This is a genomic window from Modestobacter sp. VKM Ac-2985, from assembly GCF_026967925.1.
GTDB lineage: Bacteria > Actinomycetota > Actinomycetes > Mycobacteriales > Geodermatophilaceae > Modestobacter.
On record NZ_JAPVBI010000001.1, the window covers coordinates 867,770 to 884,961 of the forward strand.

The 17,192-nt window shown below is 72.5% G+C and carries 16 protein-coding genes; 9 read left to right on the forward strand and 7 right to left on the reverse strand.

All coding sequences use genetic code 11. From position 1 onward, the window contains the following. The first annotated feature begins 157 nt into the window (after positions 1-157). From O2V61_RS04030 to O2V61_RS04040, 3 genes are all read left to right on the forward strand, one after another. On the forward strand, positions 158-769 hold the full coding sequence (locus tag O2V61_RS04030; RefSeq protein ID WP_269182038.1) for a sulfite oxidase-like oxidoreductase: 612 nt from the start codon (positions 158-160) through the stop codon (positions 767-769). 4 nt (positions 770-773) lie between these two features. Next, the gene (locus O2V61_RS04035) at positions 774-1,559 is read left to right on the forward strand and encodes an FAD-binding oxidoreductase (RefSeq protein ID WP_269182039.1); all 786 of its coding nucleotides are present in this window, start codon (positions 774-776) and stop codon (positions 1,557-1,559) included. A gap of 63 nt (positions 1,560-1,622) precedes the next feature. Then, entirely contained in the window at positions 1,623-2,639 is a 1,017-nt protein-coding gene (locus O2V61_RS04040) for an iron-siderophore ABC transporter substrate-binding protein (RefSeq protein ID WP_269182040.1), read from the forward strand. Between the two features lie 69 nt (positions 2,640-2,708). Here O2V61_RS04040 and O2V61_RS04045 read toward each other — a convergent pair whose 3' ends face one another. Next, the gene (locus O2V61_RS04045; protein WP_269182041.1) at positions 2,709-4,820 is read right to left on the reverse strand and encodes a catalase; all 2,112 of its coding nucleotides are present in this window, start codon (positions 4,818-4,820) and stop codon (positions 2,709-2,711) included. Between the two features lie 179 nt (positions 4,821-4,999). Here O2V61_RS04045 and O2V61_RS04050 point away from each other — a divergent pair, with 179 nt between their 5' ends. After that, on the forward strand, positions 5,000-5,869 hold the full coding sequence (locus O2V61_RS04050) for a formate/nitrite transporter family protein (protein WP_269182042.1): 870 nt from the start codon (positions 5,000-5,002) through the stop codon (positions 5,867-5,869). Positions 5,870-5,871: 2 nt separating this feature from the next. Here O2V61_RS04050 and O2V61_RS04055 read toward each other — a convergent pair whose 3' ends face one another. Continuing rightward, a complete protein-coding gene (locus tag O2V61_RS04055; RefSeq protein ID WP_269182043.1) occupies positions 5,872-6,420 on the reverse strand; it encodes a DUF1990 family protein in 549 nt (182 codons plus the stop codon). Between the two features lie 52 nt (positions 6,421-6,472). Between O2V61_RS04055 and O2V61_RS04060 the strand changes: the two genes are divergently transcribed. From O2V61_RS04060 to O2V61_RS04075, 4 genes are all read left to right on the forward strand, one after another. After that, complete coding sequence (locus O2V61_RS04060; protein WP_269182044.1) at positions 6,473-7,330, forward strand: HipA family kinase; 858 nt, start codon at positions 6,473-6,475, stop codon at positions 7,328-7,330. Then, positions 7,327-7,722 (forward strand): DUF3037 domain-containing protein, encoded by a 396-nt coding sequence (locus tag O2V61_RS04065; RefSeq protein ID WP_269182045.1) that lies wholly within the window; start codon positions 7,327-7,329, stop codon positions 7,720-7,722. Before O2V61_RS04060 ends, O2V61_RS04065 begins: the two co-directional genes overlap by 4 nt. 351 nt (positions 7,723-8,073) lie before the next feature. Beyond that, positions 8,074-10,182, forward strand: coding sequence for a PhoX family protein (locus O2V61_RS04070; protein WP_269182046.1), 2,109 nt, complete (start codon positions 8,074-8,076; stop codon positions 10,180-10,182). Between the two features lie 298 nt (positions 10,183-10,480). After that, positions 10,481-12,712 carry a PhoX family protein gene (locus O2V61_RS04075; protein WP_269182047.1) on the forward strand — a complete coding sequence of 744 codons (2,232 nt, stop codon included), beginning with the start codon at positions 10,481-10,483 and terminating at the stop codon, positions 12,710-12,712. Positions 12,713-12,760: 48 nt separating this feature from the next. Here the strand turns inward: O2V61_RS04075 and O2V61_RS04080 are convergent, their stop codons facing one another. From O2V61_RS04080 to O2V61_RS04095, 5 genes are all read right to left on the reverse strand, one after another. Beyond that, complete coding sequence (locus O2V61_RS04080) at positions 12,761-13,054, reverse strand: 4a-hydroxytetrahydrobiopterin dehydratase (RefSeq protein WP_269182048.1); 294 nt, start codon at positions 13,052-13,054, stop codon at positions 12,761-12,763. A 22-nt stretch (positions 13,055-13,076) separates the two neighbouring features. Further along, the gene (locus tag O2V61_RS04085; protein WP_269182049.1) at positions 13,077-13,790 is read right to left on the reverse strand and encodes a phosphoadenylyl-sulfate reductase; all 714 of its coding nucleotides are present in this window, start codon (positions 13,788-13,790) and stop codon (positions 13,077-13,079) included. A 163-nt stretch (positions 13,791-13,953) separates the two neighbouring features. Then, positions 13,954-15,633, reverse strand: coding sequence for a nitrite/sulfite reductase (locus O2V61_RS04090; protein WP_269182050.1), 1,680 nt, complete (start codon positions 15,631-15,633; stop codon positions 13,954-13,956). 93 nt (positions 15,634-15,726) lie between these two features. Next, the gene (locus tag O2V61_RS22405; RefSeq protein ID WP_442928922.1) at positions 15,727-15,831 is read right to left on the reverse strand and encodes a putative leader peptide; all 105 of its coding nucleotides are present in this window, start codon (positions 15,829-15,831) and stop codon (positions 15,727-15,729) included. Between the two features lie 34 nt (positions 15,832-15,865). Then, positions 15,866-16,348 (reverse strand): RrF2 family transcriptional regulator, encoded by a 483-nt coding sequence (locus O2V61_RS04095; RefSeq protein ID WP_442929162.1) that lies wholly within the window; start codon positions 16,346-16,348, stop codon positions 15,866-15,868. A gap of 26 nt (positions 16,349-16,374) precedes the next feature. Between O2V61_RS04095 and O2V61_RS04100 the strand changes: the two genes are divergently transcribed. Continuing rightward, positions 16,375-17,139, forward strand: coding sequence for an NUDIX domain-containing protein (locus O2V61_RS04100; RefSeq protein ID WP_269182052.1), 765 nt, complete (start codon positions 16,375-16,377; stop codon positions 17,137-17,139). The last annotated feature ends 53 nt before the right edge of the window (positions 17,140-17,192 follow it).

A 17,192-nucleotide genomic window follows, 5' to 3' on the forward strand; every position in this document is an offset into this window, starting at 1 on the left:
CATGTAAGGGAAGCCTCACCGGTTGAGCGGCCCAACCAGACCCTCGGCACGTTGCCGGGAGCGGGCGGACACCACCCGTCACCCAGGGGAGACGGCGGCGCCGGGGGTGGAGGAAGATCGGCTGCGACCCAGTCCGGTGCCCCGAGAGGACGACGACGTGCCAGGACCCACCCGCGGCTTCCTCGGCCGCCGCCGCGCGGCCGGAGACCCCCGGCTCCCACCCGGCCAGTACGACGCCGGCAGTGACTGGCCGGTGCTCACCGCCGAGCCCACGCCCCGGATCACCCCGGAGACGTGGAGCATCACCGTCGACGGCGAGGTGGCCACGCCGACCACCTGGACCTGGGACGAGGCGCACGCACTGCCCTCGGCCGAGTACCGCGGCGACATCCACTGCGTCACGACCTGGTCCAAGTTCGACACCCGGTTCGGTGGCATCAGCGTGGATTCGCTCCTGGACGTCGCGCAGCCCACCGCCGAGGGCCGGTTCGTGATGGCCACGTCCAAGACGGGCTACACCACGAACCTGCCGATCGAGGACGTCACCGGCGGCAAGGCCTGGCTGGTGTGGGAGTTCGACGGCAAGCCGCTGACCGCCGAGCACGGCGGGCCGGTCCGGATGCTGGTGCCGCACCTGTACTTCTGGAAGAGCGCCAAGTGGATCAGCCGGATCACCGTGCTGAAGCGGGACCAGCCCGGTTTCTGGGAGCAGAACGGCTACCACGACCGCGGCGACCCGTGGAAGCAGCAGCGGTACCAGGGCGACTGAGCCGGTGGACGACCTACAGGACCCCGGGCCGGACTCCGGCAGCACCTCCGTCACCGCCGGCGGTCCGCCTGCGGGAGGCGCCGCACCCGCCGGCGGCTGGCGGACGGCGACCGTCGCCGGGCTCCGCCGGCCGATCGTGCGCTCGGTGGAGCTGCGGCTGGACGTCCACGACCGCGTCGACCACCTGCCCGGCCAGCACTACGTCGTCCGGCTGACCGCCGAGGACGGCTACACCGCGCAGCGCTCGTACTCGGTGGCCTCGGCGCCGGACGACCCGCTGGTGGAGCTGTTCGTCGAGCGGCTGGACGACGGTGAGGTCTCCACCTACCTCGCCGACGTCGTGGAGCCCGGCGACGAGCTGGAGGTCCGCGGTCCGATCGGTGGCTGGTTCGTCTGGGACGGCGCCACCCCGGCACTGCTGGTCGGTGGCGGCAGCGGCGTCGTCCCGCTGGTCGCGATGGTCCGGCACGCCCGGGCACTCGGGCGGCTGGACCTGCTCCGGGTCGCGGTCTCGGCCCGCACGCTGGCCGAGCTGCCCTACGCCGACGAGCTGGTGGAGGCGGGGGCGTTGATCGCGCTGACCCGCGAGGTCCACGGCGTCCGCCCGGCGGCCCGGCTGACCGCGATGGACCTGCTCCCGCTGTGGGAGCCCGGGCAGACCGCCTACGTCTGCGGGTCCGCGGGCTTCGCCGAGTCCGCCAGCCAGCTGTTGGTCGGGCTGGGTCTGCCGCCGGCGTCGGTGCGGGTGGAGCGGTTCGGGCCGTCGGCGCTGGAGCTGCCGAAGCGCTGAGCCGGCCTCCCGGTCGGAGAGGTGAGGCTATCCTCACCTCTCCGACCTGATCGAGGAGTGCCTGTGCCCCGCCGTCCCTTCGCCCGCGCCGTCATCGCGACCGCGACCTTCACCACCGTCCTCGGGCTCGCCGCCTGCGGTGGCTCCGACGACGAGGGCACCGCGGCTGCTGCCGGTTCCTCACCGGCGTCGGATGCCTTCCCGGTCAGCATCGAGAACAAGTTCGGCACCACGGAGATCCCGGAGCAGCCCGAGCGGGTGGTCACCGTCGGCTTCAACGACCAGGACTTCGTGCTCGCCCTGGGCGTCACCCCGGTCGGCGTCCGGGAGAACCTCGGCGAGTACGACGCCACCCAGCGGCCGTGGGCGCAGGAGCAGCTCGACGGCGCGGAGCTGCCGACCATCGGTGGTGCGGAGATCGACGTCGAGGCCGTCGCCGCACTGGACCCCGACCTGATCGTCGGCGTCTACTCCTACATGGACCAGGCGGTGTACGACCAGCTGTCCGGCATCGCGCCGACCCTCGCGCAGACCGACGACCACGCCGACGGCGCCACCCCCTGGCAGGAGCAGACCCTGCTCACCGGTGAGGCGCTCGGCCTCGAGGAGGAGGCCCAGGAGCTGGTCGCGGACGTCGAGGGGCAGTTCGAGGAGGCGATCAGCGAGAACCCGGAGTTCGCCGGCACGTCCCTCGCCGTCGACCTGACCGGCGTCGGCTCGGGCCACTACCTGCTCGGCCAGGACGACCTGCGCACCCAGTTCTTCACCGACCTCGGCTTCACCGTCCCCGAGACGAGCACCGACGTCAGCCAGGAGCGGCTGGACCTGCTGGAGGCCGACGTGCTGGCGGTGAACGGGTACACCCAGGAGGACGCCGCCGCGGACACGCTGTTCTCCGCGCTGGACGTGGTCACCTCCGACCGCACGGTCCTGCTGGGCGGCTACGACGGTCCGGTGTCCGCCGCGCTGGGGTACGGCAGCCCGCTGTCACTGCCGTACCTGCTGGACGAGGTCGTGCCGGCGCTGGCCGACGCCGCGGACGGCGACCCGGCCACCCCGGTCGAGCAGCCGGCTGCCTGACGCACGACAGGCCCGGTACGCGGGTGCGCACCGGGCCTGCCGTGGTCGGCCCCGGGGTGGGGCGGTGGCTCAGGCGGCCGGCGGCACCGCGCTGGAGGTGACCAGCTCGGCCCGCGCCCAGACCTTGTGCTGGCCCATCGCCGCGAGGAGGTCCGCGGCCAGGCCTGCGCCGCTGTCTGCGCTGAGCACACCCGGGCCCGACGTGTCGATGCCGGCCGCGGTGAGCACCTCGGCGCCGTCGCCCCACGTGCCGAACGCCTTCAGCTGACGGAACGCCTCGTGCAGCAGCACGACGGCCTTGATGTCCTTCTCCTTCGGGGCGCCGTCGGCGACGACGACCGCGTCGAACTCGATCGACCGGGCGGTCACGTAGGTGCGCTCCACGACCTGCGTGCTCGCGCCGGAGCCGAGCTCGCCGCCGACCGGGGCGAGCACCTTCACTTGGGCACCGGCGGCCTCGATCGCCTCGCGGAACGCGGCGATGCCGGCCAGGTCGGCGTCCGGCCCGGCGATGACGGCGACCTGCCGACCGTCGATGGGGTACGCCTCACCCGTCACCTGCGCGAGCGCCGGCGAGGCGGGCAGGTGCTCGACCAGGTCGGGCTTCGGCGCCGGCAGCCCGAGCCCGGCGGCCACCGCCTCGCACAGCTCGGTGTCGATCTTGGCGAGGACGCCGAGCGCCCGCTCCTTGATCTCGCGCTCGTACACCTTGCCCAGCTCGAAGGTGTACGCCTCGGTGACGTGCACCTGCTCGGGGTGCGACAGGCTCGCGTAGAACATCGCCGGCTGGGAGAAGTGGTCCTCGAAGGAGGACTGGCTCTCCCGGACGACGTCGCCCTCGACGTGCCGTGGCACGTTGACGTAGCCGCCGTGCTCCCAGTCCGCGGGCTCCGGCTCGCCACCGTCCACCGTGTTCGGCAGGTAGGGGGCGTCGCCGGTGGGGATGCCCTGCTGCATGAAGCCGTCGCGGTGGTTGTCGTTCACCGGGGCGTGCGGGCGGTTGATCGGGATCTGCCGCCAGTTCGGCCCACCGAGCCGGGTGAGCTGGGTGTCCAGGTAGGAGAAGTTGCGGCCCTGCAGCAGCGGGTCGTTGGTGAACTCGATGCCGGGGACGACGTGGCCGGTGTTGAAGGCCACCTGCTCGGTCTCGGCGAAGTAGTTCGTCGGGTTGGCGTTCAGCACGAGCTTCCCGATCGGCTGGACCGGAACCATCTCCTCGGGGACGATCTTGGTCGGGTCGAGCAGGTCGATGCCGGAGAACATCTGCTCGTCGTTGTCCGGGAACACCTGGACGCCGAGCTCCCACTCCGGGAACGCGCCGGCCTCGATCGCGTCGGCGAGGTCGCGGCGGTGGAAGTCCGGGTCGGTGCCCATCGCCAGCTGCGCCTCCTCCCAGGTGAGGGAGTGCACGCCCAGCTTCGGGGTCCACTTGAACTGCACCAGCACGGTCTCCCGCGCCTCGTTGACCAGCCGGAAGGAGTGGACGCCGAAGCCCTCCATCATCCGGAAGGAGCGCGGGATGCCCCGGTCGCTCATGTTCCAGATCGTGTGGTGGGTGGCCTCGGTGTGCAGGGTGACGAAGTCCCAGAAGGAGTCGTGCGCCGACTGGGCCTGCGGGATCTCCCGGCTCGGGCTCGGCTTCCCGGCGTGGATGATGTCCGGGAACTTGATCGCGTCCTGGATGAAGAAGACCGGCATGTTGTTGCCGACCAGGTCCCAGTTCCCCTCCGTGGAGTAGAACTTCACCGCGAACCCGCGGGTGTCCCGGGCGGTGTCGGCCGAGCCGCGTGATCCCAGCACCGTGGAGAACCGCACGAAGACCGGGGTCTCCAGGTCCTTCTCCGCCAGGACGGCGGCGCGGGTGATGTTCGCCGCGGTGCCGTAGGCGGTGAAGACGCCGTGCGCGGCCGCGCCGCGGGCGTGCACCACGCGCTCCGGGATGCGCTCGTGGTCGAAGGCGTTGATCTTCTCGCGGAGGTGGAAGTCCTCCAGCAGCGTCGGCCCGCGCCGGCCGGCCTTGAGCGAGTGGTCGGTGTCCGGGAGGCGGACGCCCATCGGTGACGTCACGAACTCGCCGGCCTGGGCGCGAGGGTCACGGCCGTCCTCCGGGCCCTCGTAGCCGACGCCGGTGGCGCTGACGGTCTTCGGTGCGGACTGGTCGGGCTTGCGCTGCGGAGGCATGCGGGAGCTCCTGTGCTCGGAGGAGGGGTTCGGCGTCGACTACCCGGTCGTCGGCGCGGGGGAAACGGTGGCCGGCGACGTGTGACGTTGTCGGCCCCGGGTGTGGGCCTGCCTGCGCGGGGTAGTTCGCGCCCGGACCGCGGCGCCCCGACTGCCCGGCCGTCTGGGCAGGAGACACCGTGGGCACCACCCGTGAAGACCTCAGCGGGACCGACCCGGCACACGAGGGCTTCGGCGACCCCGATCCGGCCCGCGAAGAGCTGGGGGAGACCGACGGCCCCACCGAGGACGAGCTCCAGCAGGCCTTCGACGCCATCGTCAGCGACGGTGCCCAGCGGCTGCACCGCAACTGGCGCGAGGTGCTCACCACCGGGTTCGCCGGGGGCCTGGAGGTCGCCACCGGGGTGCTCCTGCTGTTCGCCGTCTACGCCGAGACCGGCAGCCACCTGCTGGCCGGGCTGGCCTTCTCGGTCGGCTTCATCGCCCTCCTGCTGGCCCGCAGCGAGCTCTTCACGGAGGGCTTCCTCGTCCCGGTGACCGCCGTGGCCGCCGGCCGGGCGAGCTTCGCCCAGCTGGGGAAGCTGTGGGGCGGCACCCTGGTGGCCAACCTGCTGGGCGGCTGGCTGTTCATGTGGCTGGCGGTGCGGGCCTTCCCGGACCTGCGGGCCACCGCGATCGAGAGCGCGGTCCACTTCGTCGACTCACCGCTGGACCTGCAGTCGGCGTCGCTGGCCTTCCTGGCCGGCATCGCGATCACGTTGATGACCCGGATGCAGCACGGCACCGAGTCCGACCCGGCCAAGATCGTCGCGGCGATCGCCGGCGCCTTCGTGCTGGCCGGGCTGCAGCTGTTCCACTCGATCCTGGACTCGCTGATCATCTTCGCGGCCCTGCACGCGGGGGCCCCGTTCGGCTACGGCGACTGGCTCGCCTGGCTCTGGTACACCGTCCTGCTGAACATGGCCGGTGGGCTGTTCGTGGTCACCCTGCTGCGGCTCGTCCGCAGCAAGGACATGATCAAGGAGGAGCGGGCAGAAGCCGGCCGGTGACGTCAGCCGGCCCGCGCGGCGCGGCGGATCGTGGTCACGTAGCGGTCCAGTGCCAGCCCCTGCACCCGCCGGCTGACCGGGCCGCCCAGCCGGGACAGCGGCGTCGCCAGCCGGGAGAACGCCCGCAGCGTGTAGACCACGTCGCCCGCTGGCTCCAGCGTGACGACGAAGGACTCCTCGCCGCTCTCCGGGTGCCCGGGCAGCGTGCCGTACCCGAACCCGCGTCGCCGGGGCTCGTCGACCACCCAGACCACCCGGCAGGGGATGTCCATCCCCAGCCGTCCGAACCCCGCCGTCATCAGCACCACCGTGCCGGGGGTGCTGGCCGGTCCGTCAGCCCGGACCCGCAGCCCCGCGCCACGCTGAGCGGCCCAGTCGAACACCGCGGCCGCGGCCCGCTCGAACTCCGCCCGGCCCGAGCCCACGACGGCGGACCGCTCGACGTGGTGGTGGCCGGCCGGCAGGGTCGCGTCCTGCGTGGCCCCGACCTCGGGGTAGGTGAACGGTGCGTCGACCAGCTGCGGCAGCGTCACGCGGCGGAGGAGTCCCACGCCGTCAGTCTCCCCGGCCGGGGCAGGGTCCGCCGGTAGGCTGCCCAGCACTGTGCTCCCCGCTGTCTCCGCCACCCGGTACGTCACCCCGCTGCGCGAGGGTGGCTCGCTGCCGGGGCTCATGGAGGCCGACGACCTGGGCACCTACGTGGTCAAGTGGCGGGCCGCCGGGCAGGGCGTGAAGGTGCTCGCCGCGGAGGTGGTCTGCGGGGAGCTGGCCCGCCGGCTGGCCCTGCCGGTCCCTGCGCTCGTGACCGTGGACGTCGTCCCGGAGCTGGCGGTGGGGGAGCCGGACCAGGAGGTCCAGGAGCTGCTGCGCCGGTCCGCCGGGACGAACCTCGGGATGGACTACCTGCCCGGCGCGCTGGACTTCGAGGCCGGCGCCGCCCAGGTCGACCCGGAGCTGGCCGGGCGGGTGCTGTGGTTCGACGCGCTGATCGGCAACGTCGACCGGTCGTGGCGCAACCCGAACATGCTCTTCTGGCACGGGCGACTGCACCTGATCGACCACGGTGCCGCGCTCACCTTCCACCACCACTGGCCGGGCGCGCCCGCCGCCGTGCCCCGCCCGTACGACGCGGCGCAGCACGCGCTGGTGGAGTGCGACCCCGACGTCGTGGCCGCCGACGCCGCGCTGGGGCCGCGGGTCACCGGCTCGCTGCTCACCGATGTGCTGGCCCAGGTGCCCGACGCGTGGCTGGAGGGGGCGACGCCGGAGGAGACCGCCGAGGAGGTCCGCGCCCGCTACGTCGGCCAGCTGCTGCAGCGGTTGGCGGCCCGCGACGTCTGGCTGCCCGCGCTCGTCGCGGCGGCCGCCGCGGGCGGAGCCGGTCGGCGCACCGCCCCCCGCGGGCAGAACCGTCCGTCGTGGCTCGGCCCGCCGCCGCCGGAGGGCGTGAGCCAGCGGTGACCGGTCTGGACACCTTCGAGTACGCCGTCCTGCGGGTGGTGCCGCGGGTCGAGCGCGGGGAGTCGCTCAACGCCGGGGTGCTCGTCTACTGCCGGCAGCGGGACTACCTGGGCTCGCGCGTGCACCTGGACGTCGACCGGCTGCACGCCCTCGACCCCACGGCGGACCCCGCCGCGATCACCGCCGCACTCCAGGCCGCCGCGGACGTCTGCTCGGCCGCGGTCGCGGCAGGTGCGGCCGGGCGCGAGGCGCTGGGGTCGCGGTTCCGCTGGCTGACCGCCCCGCGCAGCACCGTCGTGCAGCCCAGCGCCGTGCACACCGGGCTCACCGCCGACCCGGACGCCGAGGCCGACCGGCTGCTGCGGCTGCTGGTCCTCCCCGTCCAGGCCTGACCTCCCAGTCCGAGGACCGCGGTCCTGGCCCCTCCGGTGGCGTGTCCGCGACCCCGGCGCCGCACCCGTCCCGGTCGGTGGCTACTCACTGTCTACGGCTGGACACGCCGCGCTCAGACGCCCCGTCGGGATCCCGCAGGTCACCCAGCACTCGTGCCGCGCCCGCCGAGATAGTGATGTACGTCACTTAGCGTCCCGGTCCTCAGCGCCGACCTGACCAGAGGACCTCCCATGACGGACATCGCGCCCACCCGCCGTCGCCTGCTCCTCCCTCTCCTGGACTCCTTCCGACATGGCAGTCGCACGCACACGACGTGCCACTACAAGTGCGGCAACGCCTGCGATGCCCCCGTGCCGAACAAGTCGGACAACCCGACCATCGGCGAGGTCGTCGAGAGCGCCTTCAGCCGGCGGACCCTGCTCAAGGCCGCCGGCGCCGGTGCGCTGGTCGTGGCAGTGGGCCCCTTGCGCTCCACGCCCGCGCTGGCCACCGGGCCGGGCGGAGGTCGGCAGCCGCACCCGGATGCGCCACTCACCTTCGAGCCGGTCGAGCAGAACCTCCTGGACGAACTCGTCACCGCCACCGGCTACCAGTACGCCGTCGTCCTGCGCTGGGGCGACCCGGTGCTGCCGGACGCCCCGGAGTTCGACGTCGACGCCCAGACGCCGGAGGCCCAGGCGAAGCAGTTCGGCTACAACTGCGACTACATCGGCGTGCTGCCCCTGGACCACAGCGGACACCGGGCACTGATCGTGGTCAACCACGAGTACACCAACGAACAGCTCATGTTCGTTGGGGTGGCGGACGAGGACGCGCCCACCACCGACCAGCAGAAGCGCATCGCGATGATGGCCCACGGCCTCTCGGTCGTGGAGCTGCACCGGGAGGGGGCCTCGGGCAACTGGCGACCGGACCGGATGGGGAAGCGCAACCGTCGGCTGACGCCGATGACGCCCTTCGAGCTCACCGGACCGGTGGCCGGCTCGGAGTACGTGCAGACCAGCGCCGACCCCGCGGGCCGCCTCGTCCTCGGGACGCTGAACAACTGTGCCGGGGGCATGACGCCGTGGGGCACCACGCTGCACGGGGAGGAGAACTTCAACCAGTACTTCGGGGCGACGACGCCTTTCGTGGAGGACTCGAGGGAGCCGCGGTGGTCCCGCTACGGCATCTCCACCGAGGAGCCCGGTGGCCGCCGGTGGGACCAGGTCGATCCCCGGTTCGACGTCACCCAGGAGCCCAACGAGCCCAACCGCTTCGGGTACATCGTCGAACTCGACCCGTACGACCCCACCTCCACGCCGAAGAAGCGGACCGCGCTCGGGCGCTTCAAGCACGAGGGGGCGAACGTCCAGATCGCCGAGGACGGACGCGTCGTCGCCTACTCGGGCGACGACGAGCGCTTCGACTACATCTACAAGTTCGTGTCGAAGGAGCGCTACCGCCCCGGTCACGACCGCGCGACGCGTGCGCACAACATGACCCTGCTGGAGGAGGGCGACCTCTACGTCGGCCGCTTCACCGGCGACTCGCCCCCCGAGCAGATCGACGGTCTCGCGACGCTGCCCGCCGACGGTGAGTTCGACGGCACCGGCCACTGGCTGCCCCTGGTCAAGGACGGGCAGTCGATGATCCCGGGCAAGTCGGTGCCCTGGGTGTTGACCTTCACCCGGCTGGCCGCGGACCGGCTGGGCAGGCAGCTGGACGCCAACGGCGACTTCCCCGACCCGGCCGCACCCGTGGTCGTCGACCCCTCGCAGCTGCCCACCCGGATGGACCGGCCCGAGGACATCCAGGTCAACCCGGTCAACGGCCGGGTCTACGCCGCGCTGACCAACAACTCGCAGCGGGAGGTGGCCGACGAGCCCAACCCGGTGTCCCGGTCCTTCGCCTTCGACCTCGAGGACGGCACCTACGAGGAGCGGTCGGGCAACCGGAACGGGCACGTGCTGGAGTGGCTGGAGACCGACGGGATCGCCGGGGACGACTTCTACTGGCGGGTGTTCATCGTGGCCGGTGACCCGGAGACGCCGGGGACCTACTTCGCCGGCTACGACAAGACCCAGGTCAGCGCCCTCTCGTGCCCGGACAACCTCGAGTTCGACCCCGCCGGCAACCTGTGGATCTCGACCGACGGGACCGTGCTCTCGACGAGGAACCGCGAGGTCGGCACCTACGCCGGGACCAACGACGGGCTCTTCGCCGTGCCGACGGCGGGGCCGGAGCGTGGCCACCTCAAGGCGTTCCTGACGGTGCCCGTCGGTGCGGAGTGCAGTGGGCCGCTGATCACCCCGGACGTCCGCTCGGTCTTCGTCGCGGTCCAGCACCCCGGCGAGACCCCCGGGTCGACCCGCGAGGCACCGTCGAGCACCTGGCCGGACCGGCTGGCAGAGCGGCCGTTCCCGCGGCCCAGCGTGGCGGTCGTCTTCCGGCCCGACGGCGGTCGGATCGGCAGCTGACCCGGTGACGCAGGGGCCCGGCCGCACACGGCGGCCGGGCTCCTGCTGCGCTCTGGCAGCTGGGCTCCCAGGCCGCTGCGGCCCACGTCGACCCGGAGCCGGCCGGACGGTCGCTGTGGTCCGACGCGCTGATCGGCGGCCACCCCGGGTCGCCGGCGGGAGTGCCTCGGCGCGACACGCCCGGTCGTCCCCAGGGACCCCACCGGTCACCCTCGTTTCTGCTGCCGTTCACCGGCTGGGTGGGCAGCCCTTCCTAGCGTCCGGGTCGGACCGTCCACCCGACCAGAGGACTCCTCCCATGACGGACATCGTCCCCGCCCGCCGTCGCCTGCTGCTCCCGCTGCTGAGCTCCGTCCGGCACGGCAGCCGCAGCCACGCGACGTGTCACTACAAGTGCGGCAACGCCTGCGACACCCCCGTGCCGAACACCACGGGCAACCCCACCATCGGTGCGGTCGTCGAGGGCGCGTTCAGCCGACGGACCATGCTGAAGGCCGCGGGCGCCGGAGCCCTGGTCGTGGCGGCCGGTCCGCTGCAGGCCACCCCGGCGCGGGCCGATGACACGGACCTGTTGAACTGGCGGCCGGCGCCCGACGCACCCCTCACCTTCGAGCCGGTCGAGCAGAACCTCCTCGACGAGCTGGTCACCGCCGCCGGTTACACCTACGGCGTGGTGATGCGCTGGGGCGACCCGGTGCTGCCGGACGCCCCGGCCTTCGACGTCGACGCCCAGACGCCGGAGGCCCAGGCCATGCAGTTCGGCTACAACTGTGACTACATCGGGCTGCTGCCGCTGGACCGGAAGGGTCGGCGGGCGCTGATGGTCGTCAACCACGAGTACACGAACGAGCAGCTGATGTTCGCCGGCGTGGCCGACGAGGACGCGCCCACCACCGAGGTGCAGAAGCGCATCGCGATGATGGCGCACGGCATCTCGGTGGTCGAGCTGGCCCGGGACGGGAGCTCGGGCAACTGGCTGCCCGACCGGCGGGGGAAGCGAAACCGCCGGGTCACCGCGATGACCACCCTCGAGCTGACCGGGCCGGTGGCCGGCTCCGAGTACGTGCAGACCAGTGCCGACCCGGCGGGCCGCCACGTGCTCGGCACGCTGAACAACTGTGCCGGCGGCGTGACCCCGTGGGGCACGACCCTGCACGGTGAGGAGAACTTCAACCAGTACTTCGGGACGTCGACGGTCATCACGGAGGACCCACGGGAGCCCCGGTTGTCCCGCTACGGCATCTCCACCGAGGAGCTCCCCGGCCGCCGGTGGGACGAGATCGACCCTCGCTTCGACCTCACCCGGGAGCCCAACGAGCCGAACCGCTTCGGCTACGTCGTGGAGCTCGACCCGTACGACCCCACGTCCACCCCGAAGAAGCGCACCGCCCTCGGTCGGTTCAAGCACGAGGGGGCCAACGTCCAGATCGCCGAGGACGGCCGGGTGGTCGCGTACTCCGGTGACGACGAGCGGTTCGACTACATCTACAAGTTCGTCTCCAAGGCGCGCTACCGGCCCGGTATCGACCGTGCGTCGCGGGCGCACAACATGACCCTGCTGGAGGAGGGCGACCTCTACGTCGCGCGCTTCACCGGCGACTCGCCGCCGGAGCAGATCGACGGCCTGGCGAGCCTGCCGGCCGACGGGGAGTTCGACGGCACCGGCCAGTGGATCCCGCTGGTGAAGGACGGGCAGTCGATGATCCCGGGGAAGTCGGTGCCCTGGGTGCTGACCTTCACCCGGCTGGCCGCCGACCGGCTGGGCAAGCAGCTGGACGCCAACGGCGACTTCCCCGACCCGGCCGCCCCGGTGGTCCTCGACCCGTCCCAGCTGCCCACCCGGATGGACCGGCCCGAGGACATCCAGGTGAACCCGGTCAACGGCCGGGTCTACGCGGCCCTGACGAACAACTCGCAGCGTGAGGTCGCCGACGAGCCGAACCCGGTGTCCCGGTCCTTCGCCTTCGACATCGAGGACGGCACCTACGAGGAGCGGGCCGGCAACCGCAACGGGCACGTCCTGGAGTGGCTGGAGACCGACGGGATCGCCGGGGACGACTTCTACTGGCGGGTGTTCATCGTGGCCGGTGACCCGGAGACGCCCGGGACGTACTTCGCCGGCTACGACAAGAGCCAGGTCAGCGCCCTGTCCTGCCCGGACAACCTGGAGTTCGACCTGTCCGGGAACCTGTGGATCTCCACCGACGGGAACGTGCTCTCCACCCGGAACCGGGAGGTCGGCACCTACGCCGGGACCAACGACGGGCTCTTCGCCGTTCCGACGGCCGGACCGGAGCGCGGTCACCTCAAGGCGTTCCTGACGGTGCCGCTCGGTGCGGAGTGCAGCGGGCCGCTGATCACCCCGGACTCCCGCTCGGTGTTCGTCGCGGTACAGCACCCCGGGGAGACCGCGGGGGCGACGCGTGAGACGCCGTCGAGCACCTGGCCGGACCAGCTGGCCGAGCGGCCCTACCCGCGCCCCAGCGTGGCGGTCGTCTTCCGGCCAGACGGTGGTCGCATCGGCAGCTGAACCGAGGTGCACCGGGCCCCGGTCGCGCTGCGCGGCCGGGGTCCGCTCTCAGCCGGGGACGAGCACGTCCACCCGGCGGGCGAGCTCGAGGTCCAGCTCGGTGAGCCCGCCGGCGGAGTGGGTGACCACGGCGACCCGCACCGCCGTCCAGCGCAGGTCCATGTCCGGGTGGTGGTCCAGCTGCTCGGCGACGTCGGCGATCGCGCTGATCGCCTCGACGGCTGCGCGGAAGGTGGGCAGCTGAAGCGTGCGTTCGATGCCGTCCGGACCGCCGGACCACAGCGGCAGGCCGCTCAGCGCGGCGTCGACATCGGCGGGGGAGAGGCGCGGCGGGCGGGGCATCTCCCCATCGTGCTCGCTCACCTCAGGTGTGCAGGCCGCACTCGACCTTGTTCTTGCCGGCCCAGCGGCCGGCGCGCGGGTCCTCGCCCGGGGCGACCGGGCGGGTGCAGGGCGCGCAGCCGATGGAGGCGTAGCCGATCTCCGACAGCGGGTTGACCGGCACCTGGTGCTCGGCGATGTAGGCGTCCACGTCGTCCTGCGTCCAGGCGGCCAGCGGGTTGACCTTCACCATGCCGCGCTTGGCGTCCCAGTCGACGACCCGGGTGCCCGTCCGGGTGGCCGACTCGTCGCGGCGGACGCCGGAGCCCCAGGCGGTGAAGCCGGCCAGCGCCTTCGCGAGCGGCTGGACCTTGCGCATCGAGCAACACAGGTCGGGGTCGCGCTCGTACAGCGCCGGCCCGTGCTCGAGGTCCTGCTCGGCGACGGTGAGCGGCGGCTGGACGTTGTGCAGGGTGATCGGCAGGACGCTGGTGATCCAGTCACGGGTGCCGATCGTCTCGGCGAAGTGGTAGCCGGTGTCCAGGAAGACCACGTTCACCCCGGGGACGGCGCGGCTGGCCAGGTGCGCCAGCAGCCCGTCGGCCATCGAGGAGGTGACGGCGAAGGAGTCGCCGAAGGTGTCCCCGGCCCAGCCGAGCACGGCCAGCGCCTGCTCGACCGGGTCGGTGATGCCCTCGAAGCGCGCATCGGCCTCGGCCGCGAGCTCCAGCGTCGGCGTGGTGATGGCGATCGTCATGGGTTCCGCACCCCTGTTCCGGTCAGCCGCACGGTGAAGGTCCGCAGGCAGGCACCGCAGTGCCAGCCGGTCGAGTCGTCGCCGTGCGGGGTGAGGTCCTCTTCGCCGCAGTACGGACAGTGGAACGGTGGCAGCTGCCGCGTCCTTCCGGACGTGCTGTCTGTCACACCAGCCACTCGTCCTCCGCCCGGGCGACGTAGGCGGCGAACCGCTCGCCGGGCTCGCGACGGTCCAGGTAGCCGCGGAGCACCCGCTCGCAGTAGTCCGCGGTCTCCTCCTTGGTGATCTTGTGACCCCGGAACTTGCGGCCGAACGAGGCATCGACGCCGAGGTGCCCGCCCAGGTGGACCTGGAAGCCCTCGACGCTCTCGCCCTCGGCGTTGCGGACGATCATGCCCTTGAAGCCGATGTCGGCGGTCTGGAACCGGGCGCAGCTGTTCGGGCAGCCGTTGACGTTGATCCCGATCGGCTCGTCGAACTCCGGCAGCCGGCGCTCGAGCTCGGCGTACAGCTCCTGGGCGTGCGCCTTGGTCTCGACGATGGCGAGCTTGCAGAACTCCAGGCCGGTGCAGGCCATGGTGCCGCGGCGGAAGGCGCTGGGGCGCACCTGCAGGTCGTGCTCGGCGAGGGCGTCCACCAGCTCCTCGACGTGGGCGTCCGGGACGTCCAGGATGACCAGCTTCTGCTGGGTCGTCGTCCGGATCCGGCCGCCCTGGGTGCCGTAGTGCTCGGCGAGGTCGGCGATGCGGGTGAGCAGCGTGCCGCTGATCCGGCCGGTGCGAAGCGCGAAGCCCAGCGCGTTGGCGCCGTCCTTCTGCCTGCTGACCCCGACGTGGTCGCGTGACTCGTGCTTCGGCGGTGCGGCGGCCGGGCCGTCGGGCAGCTTCGCGTGCAGGTACTCGTCCTCGAGCACCTGGCGGAACTTCTCCGGGCCCCAGTCGGCCATCAGGAACTTGATCCGGGCGTGGTTGCGCGACCGGCGGTAGCCGTAGTCGCGGAAGACCGCGGTGCACGCCGCCCAGACGTCGGACACCTGGTCGGGCCGGACGAACACCCCGATCCGCTTGGCGAACATCGGGTTGGTCGACAGGCCGCCACCGACCCACAGGTCGTAGCCCACCTCGCCGGCGGAGTTCACCACACCGTTGAGGGAGACGTCGTCGATCTCGGGCTCGGTGCAGCGGTCGACGCAGCCGGACATCGACGTCTTCCACTTGCGCGGGAGGTTGCTGAACTGCGGGTCGCCCAGGTACTTCTCGACCGTCGCGGCCAGCACGTCGGAGGCGTCGACGACCTCGTCCTCGAGGACGCCGGCCAGCGGGCAGTTGAGCATCACGCGGGGGACGTCGCCGCAGGCCTCGGTGGTGGACAGCCCGATCGACTCCAACCGCCGCCAGATCTCCGGCACGTCCTCGATCCGGATCCAGTGCAGCTGGACGTTCTGCCGGTCGGTGACGTCGGCGACGTCCCGGCCGAACTCGGTGCTGATGCCGCCGATGACCCGGAGCTGCTCGGTGCTCAGCTGCCCGCCGTCGATGCGGATCCGCATCATGAAGTACGAGTCCTCGAGCTCCTCGGGCTCCAGCACGGCGGTCTTGCCGCCGGGGATGCCCTGCGCCCGCTGGGTGTACAGGCCCATCCAGCGCATCCGCCCGCGCAGGTCTCCGGGGTCGATGCCGTCGAAGCCGGTGTGCGCGTAGATGTCCAGGATCCGCTGGCGGACGTCCAGCCCGTCGGAGTCCTTCTTCATCCGCTCGTTCGGGTTCAGCGGCTCGCGGTAGCCCAGCGCCCACTGCCCCTGTCCACGGACGGGGCGGTTGCTGCTGCGGGTGGGGGTCGACACGTCAGTCGTTCTCCTCTGCGCCGGCACGGGAGCGTGCGCGACGCGGCCGGGTGTGGGTGCAGCAGGGAGGCTGCGGGGGAGCGGTGGCCGTGGTCAGCGCGCGGCGCGACACGCGGCGCTGGAGACCCGCGCCAGATCGACGTGCAGGCGCTCCACGAGGAGGGCGCCGCAGTCCGTCACGGTTCGATCGTGCCACACGCGGCCGACTCGTGGACCGGAACGGCGGCAGCGGTCACTCCGCGGCCGGGACGCCGAAGGAGCGCCAAGCGCTCTCCAGCTCGATCATCTCGGCGACCGACGGCGGCATCGTGCCGCCGACGACGTCGGCGAGCGTCACGTTCTCCAGCACCCGTCGGTAGGCCTCCCGGGCCGCCACCCAGACCGAGGCGAGCGGCTCGGCCGCGCCCGGGTATTCGACGTCCTCGGGGCGCTGCCCGTGCACCTCGGCGAGGAACCCCTGCTCGACCCGCATGACCCGGGCGATGGAGATCTCCGACGGTGGCATCGCCAGGCGGTAGCCGCCCTCCCGGCCGCGCTGGCTGGTCACCAGCCGGGCGTGCTGCAGGTCGCCGAGGATGGCCTGCAGGAAGCGGGCCGGGATCCCCTGCGCCTGGGCGATCCGCTCGGAGGTGAGCGAGTCGGGCGCCACGGCGGCCAGTTCCACAGCGGCGCGGACGGCGTAGTCGACCCGGGCAGAGATGCGCACGAGGGACATCCTGCCGTGTCTGGGACGCTGCCCCCGTGTTCCAGCTGCGGTTCACCACCTTGGTGGAGGCACCCCTGACCGTTGCCTTCGACGTGGCCCGGTCCCTGGGCCGGCCGTGGCCGGCCCCGCTGCAGGAGGTCGTCGCCGAGCGGCCCTGGCGCGACGTCCAGGTGGCGGCCCCGGGCAGCGGCTGGCGGACCCTGGTCCACACCCGTTCCTTCACCGCCACCGCAGCCGGCACGCTGGTGACCGATCAGGTCGACGCGGAGGCGGCGCTGCCGGGCTGGTTGGGCGTCCTGGCCGACCGGGCGGTGCTGCGGCGTCGCGTCCTCCGGTCGATGCAGGCCCACCTGGACGCGTACGCGGCCGCGGCCGCGCAGCGGGCGCAGGAGGTGACCCAGGTGGTCGGGGCAGCGTTGGTCGACGACCGGCAGCGGGTGCTGGTGGCCCAGCGGGGTTCGGGACCGCTGGCCGGGCTGTGGGAGTTCCCCGGCGGGAAGGTCGAACGGGGAGAGCCCGAGCTGTCGGCGCTGGTCCGGGAGTGCCGGGAGGAGCTCGGCGTCGGGATCGCGCCTCGCTCGTTCCTCGGGGAGGTGCCACTGGACGGCGTGGTCGCCGGTGGCGTGCCCGGCACCTCGACCCTGCGCGTCTGGTGGGGCCGGATCGCCGCGGGTGAGCTGGTCGCCCACGAGCACAGCGAGCTGCGCTGGCTGGGACCCGATGAGCTGGAGGAGCTCGCCTGGATCCCCGCCGACCGCCCGCTCCTCCCCGCCGTGCGCGCGCTCCTCGCCGGCCTCTGACCTCCGGGCCGGGGATCGGCGGCCAGGCGATGCCCGTCGACCGGCACCGGTGG

Bases quoted from the DNA above. Each gene is read 5' to 3' on its own strand.
- O2V61_RS04080 (WP_269182048.1), bottom strand. From the start codon at position 13,054: ATGCCCCGCCCGCCGCGCCTCTCCCCCGCCGATGTCGACGCCGCGCTG.
- O2V61_RS04045 (WP_269182041.1), bottom strand. From the start codon at position 4,820: ATGCCTCCGCAGCGCAAGCCCGACCAGTCCGCACCGAAGACCGTCAGC.
- O2V61_RS04075 (WP_269182047.1), top strand. From the start codon at position 10,481: ATGACGGACATCGTCCCCGCCCGCCGTCGCCTGCTGCTCCCGCTGCTG.
- O2V61_RS04095 (WP_442929162.1), bottom strand. From the start codon at position 16,348: ATGTCCCTCGTGCGCATCTCTGCCCGGGTCGACTACGCCGTCCGCGCC.
- O2V61_RS04085 (WP_269182049.1), bottom strand. From the start codon at position 13,790: ATGACGATCGCCATCACCACGCCGACGCTGGAGCTCGCGGCCGAGGCC.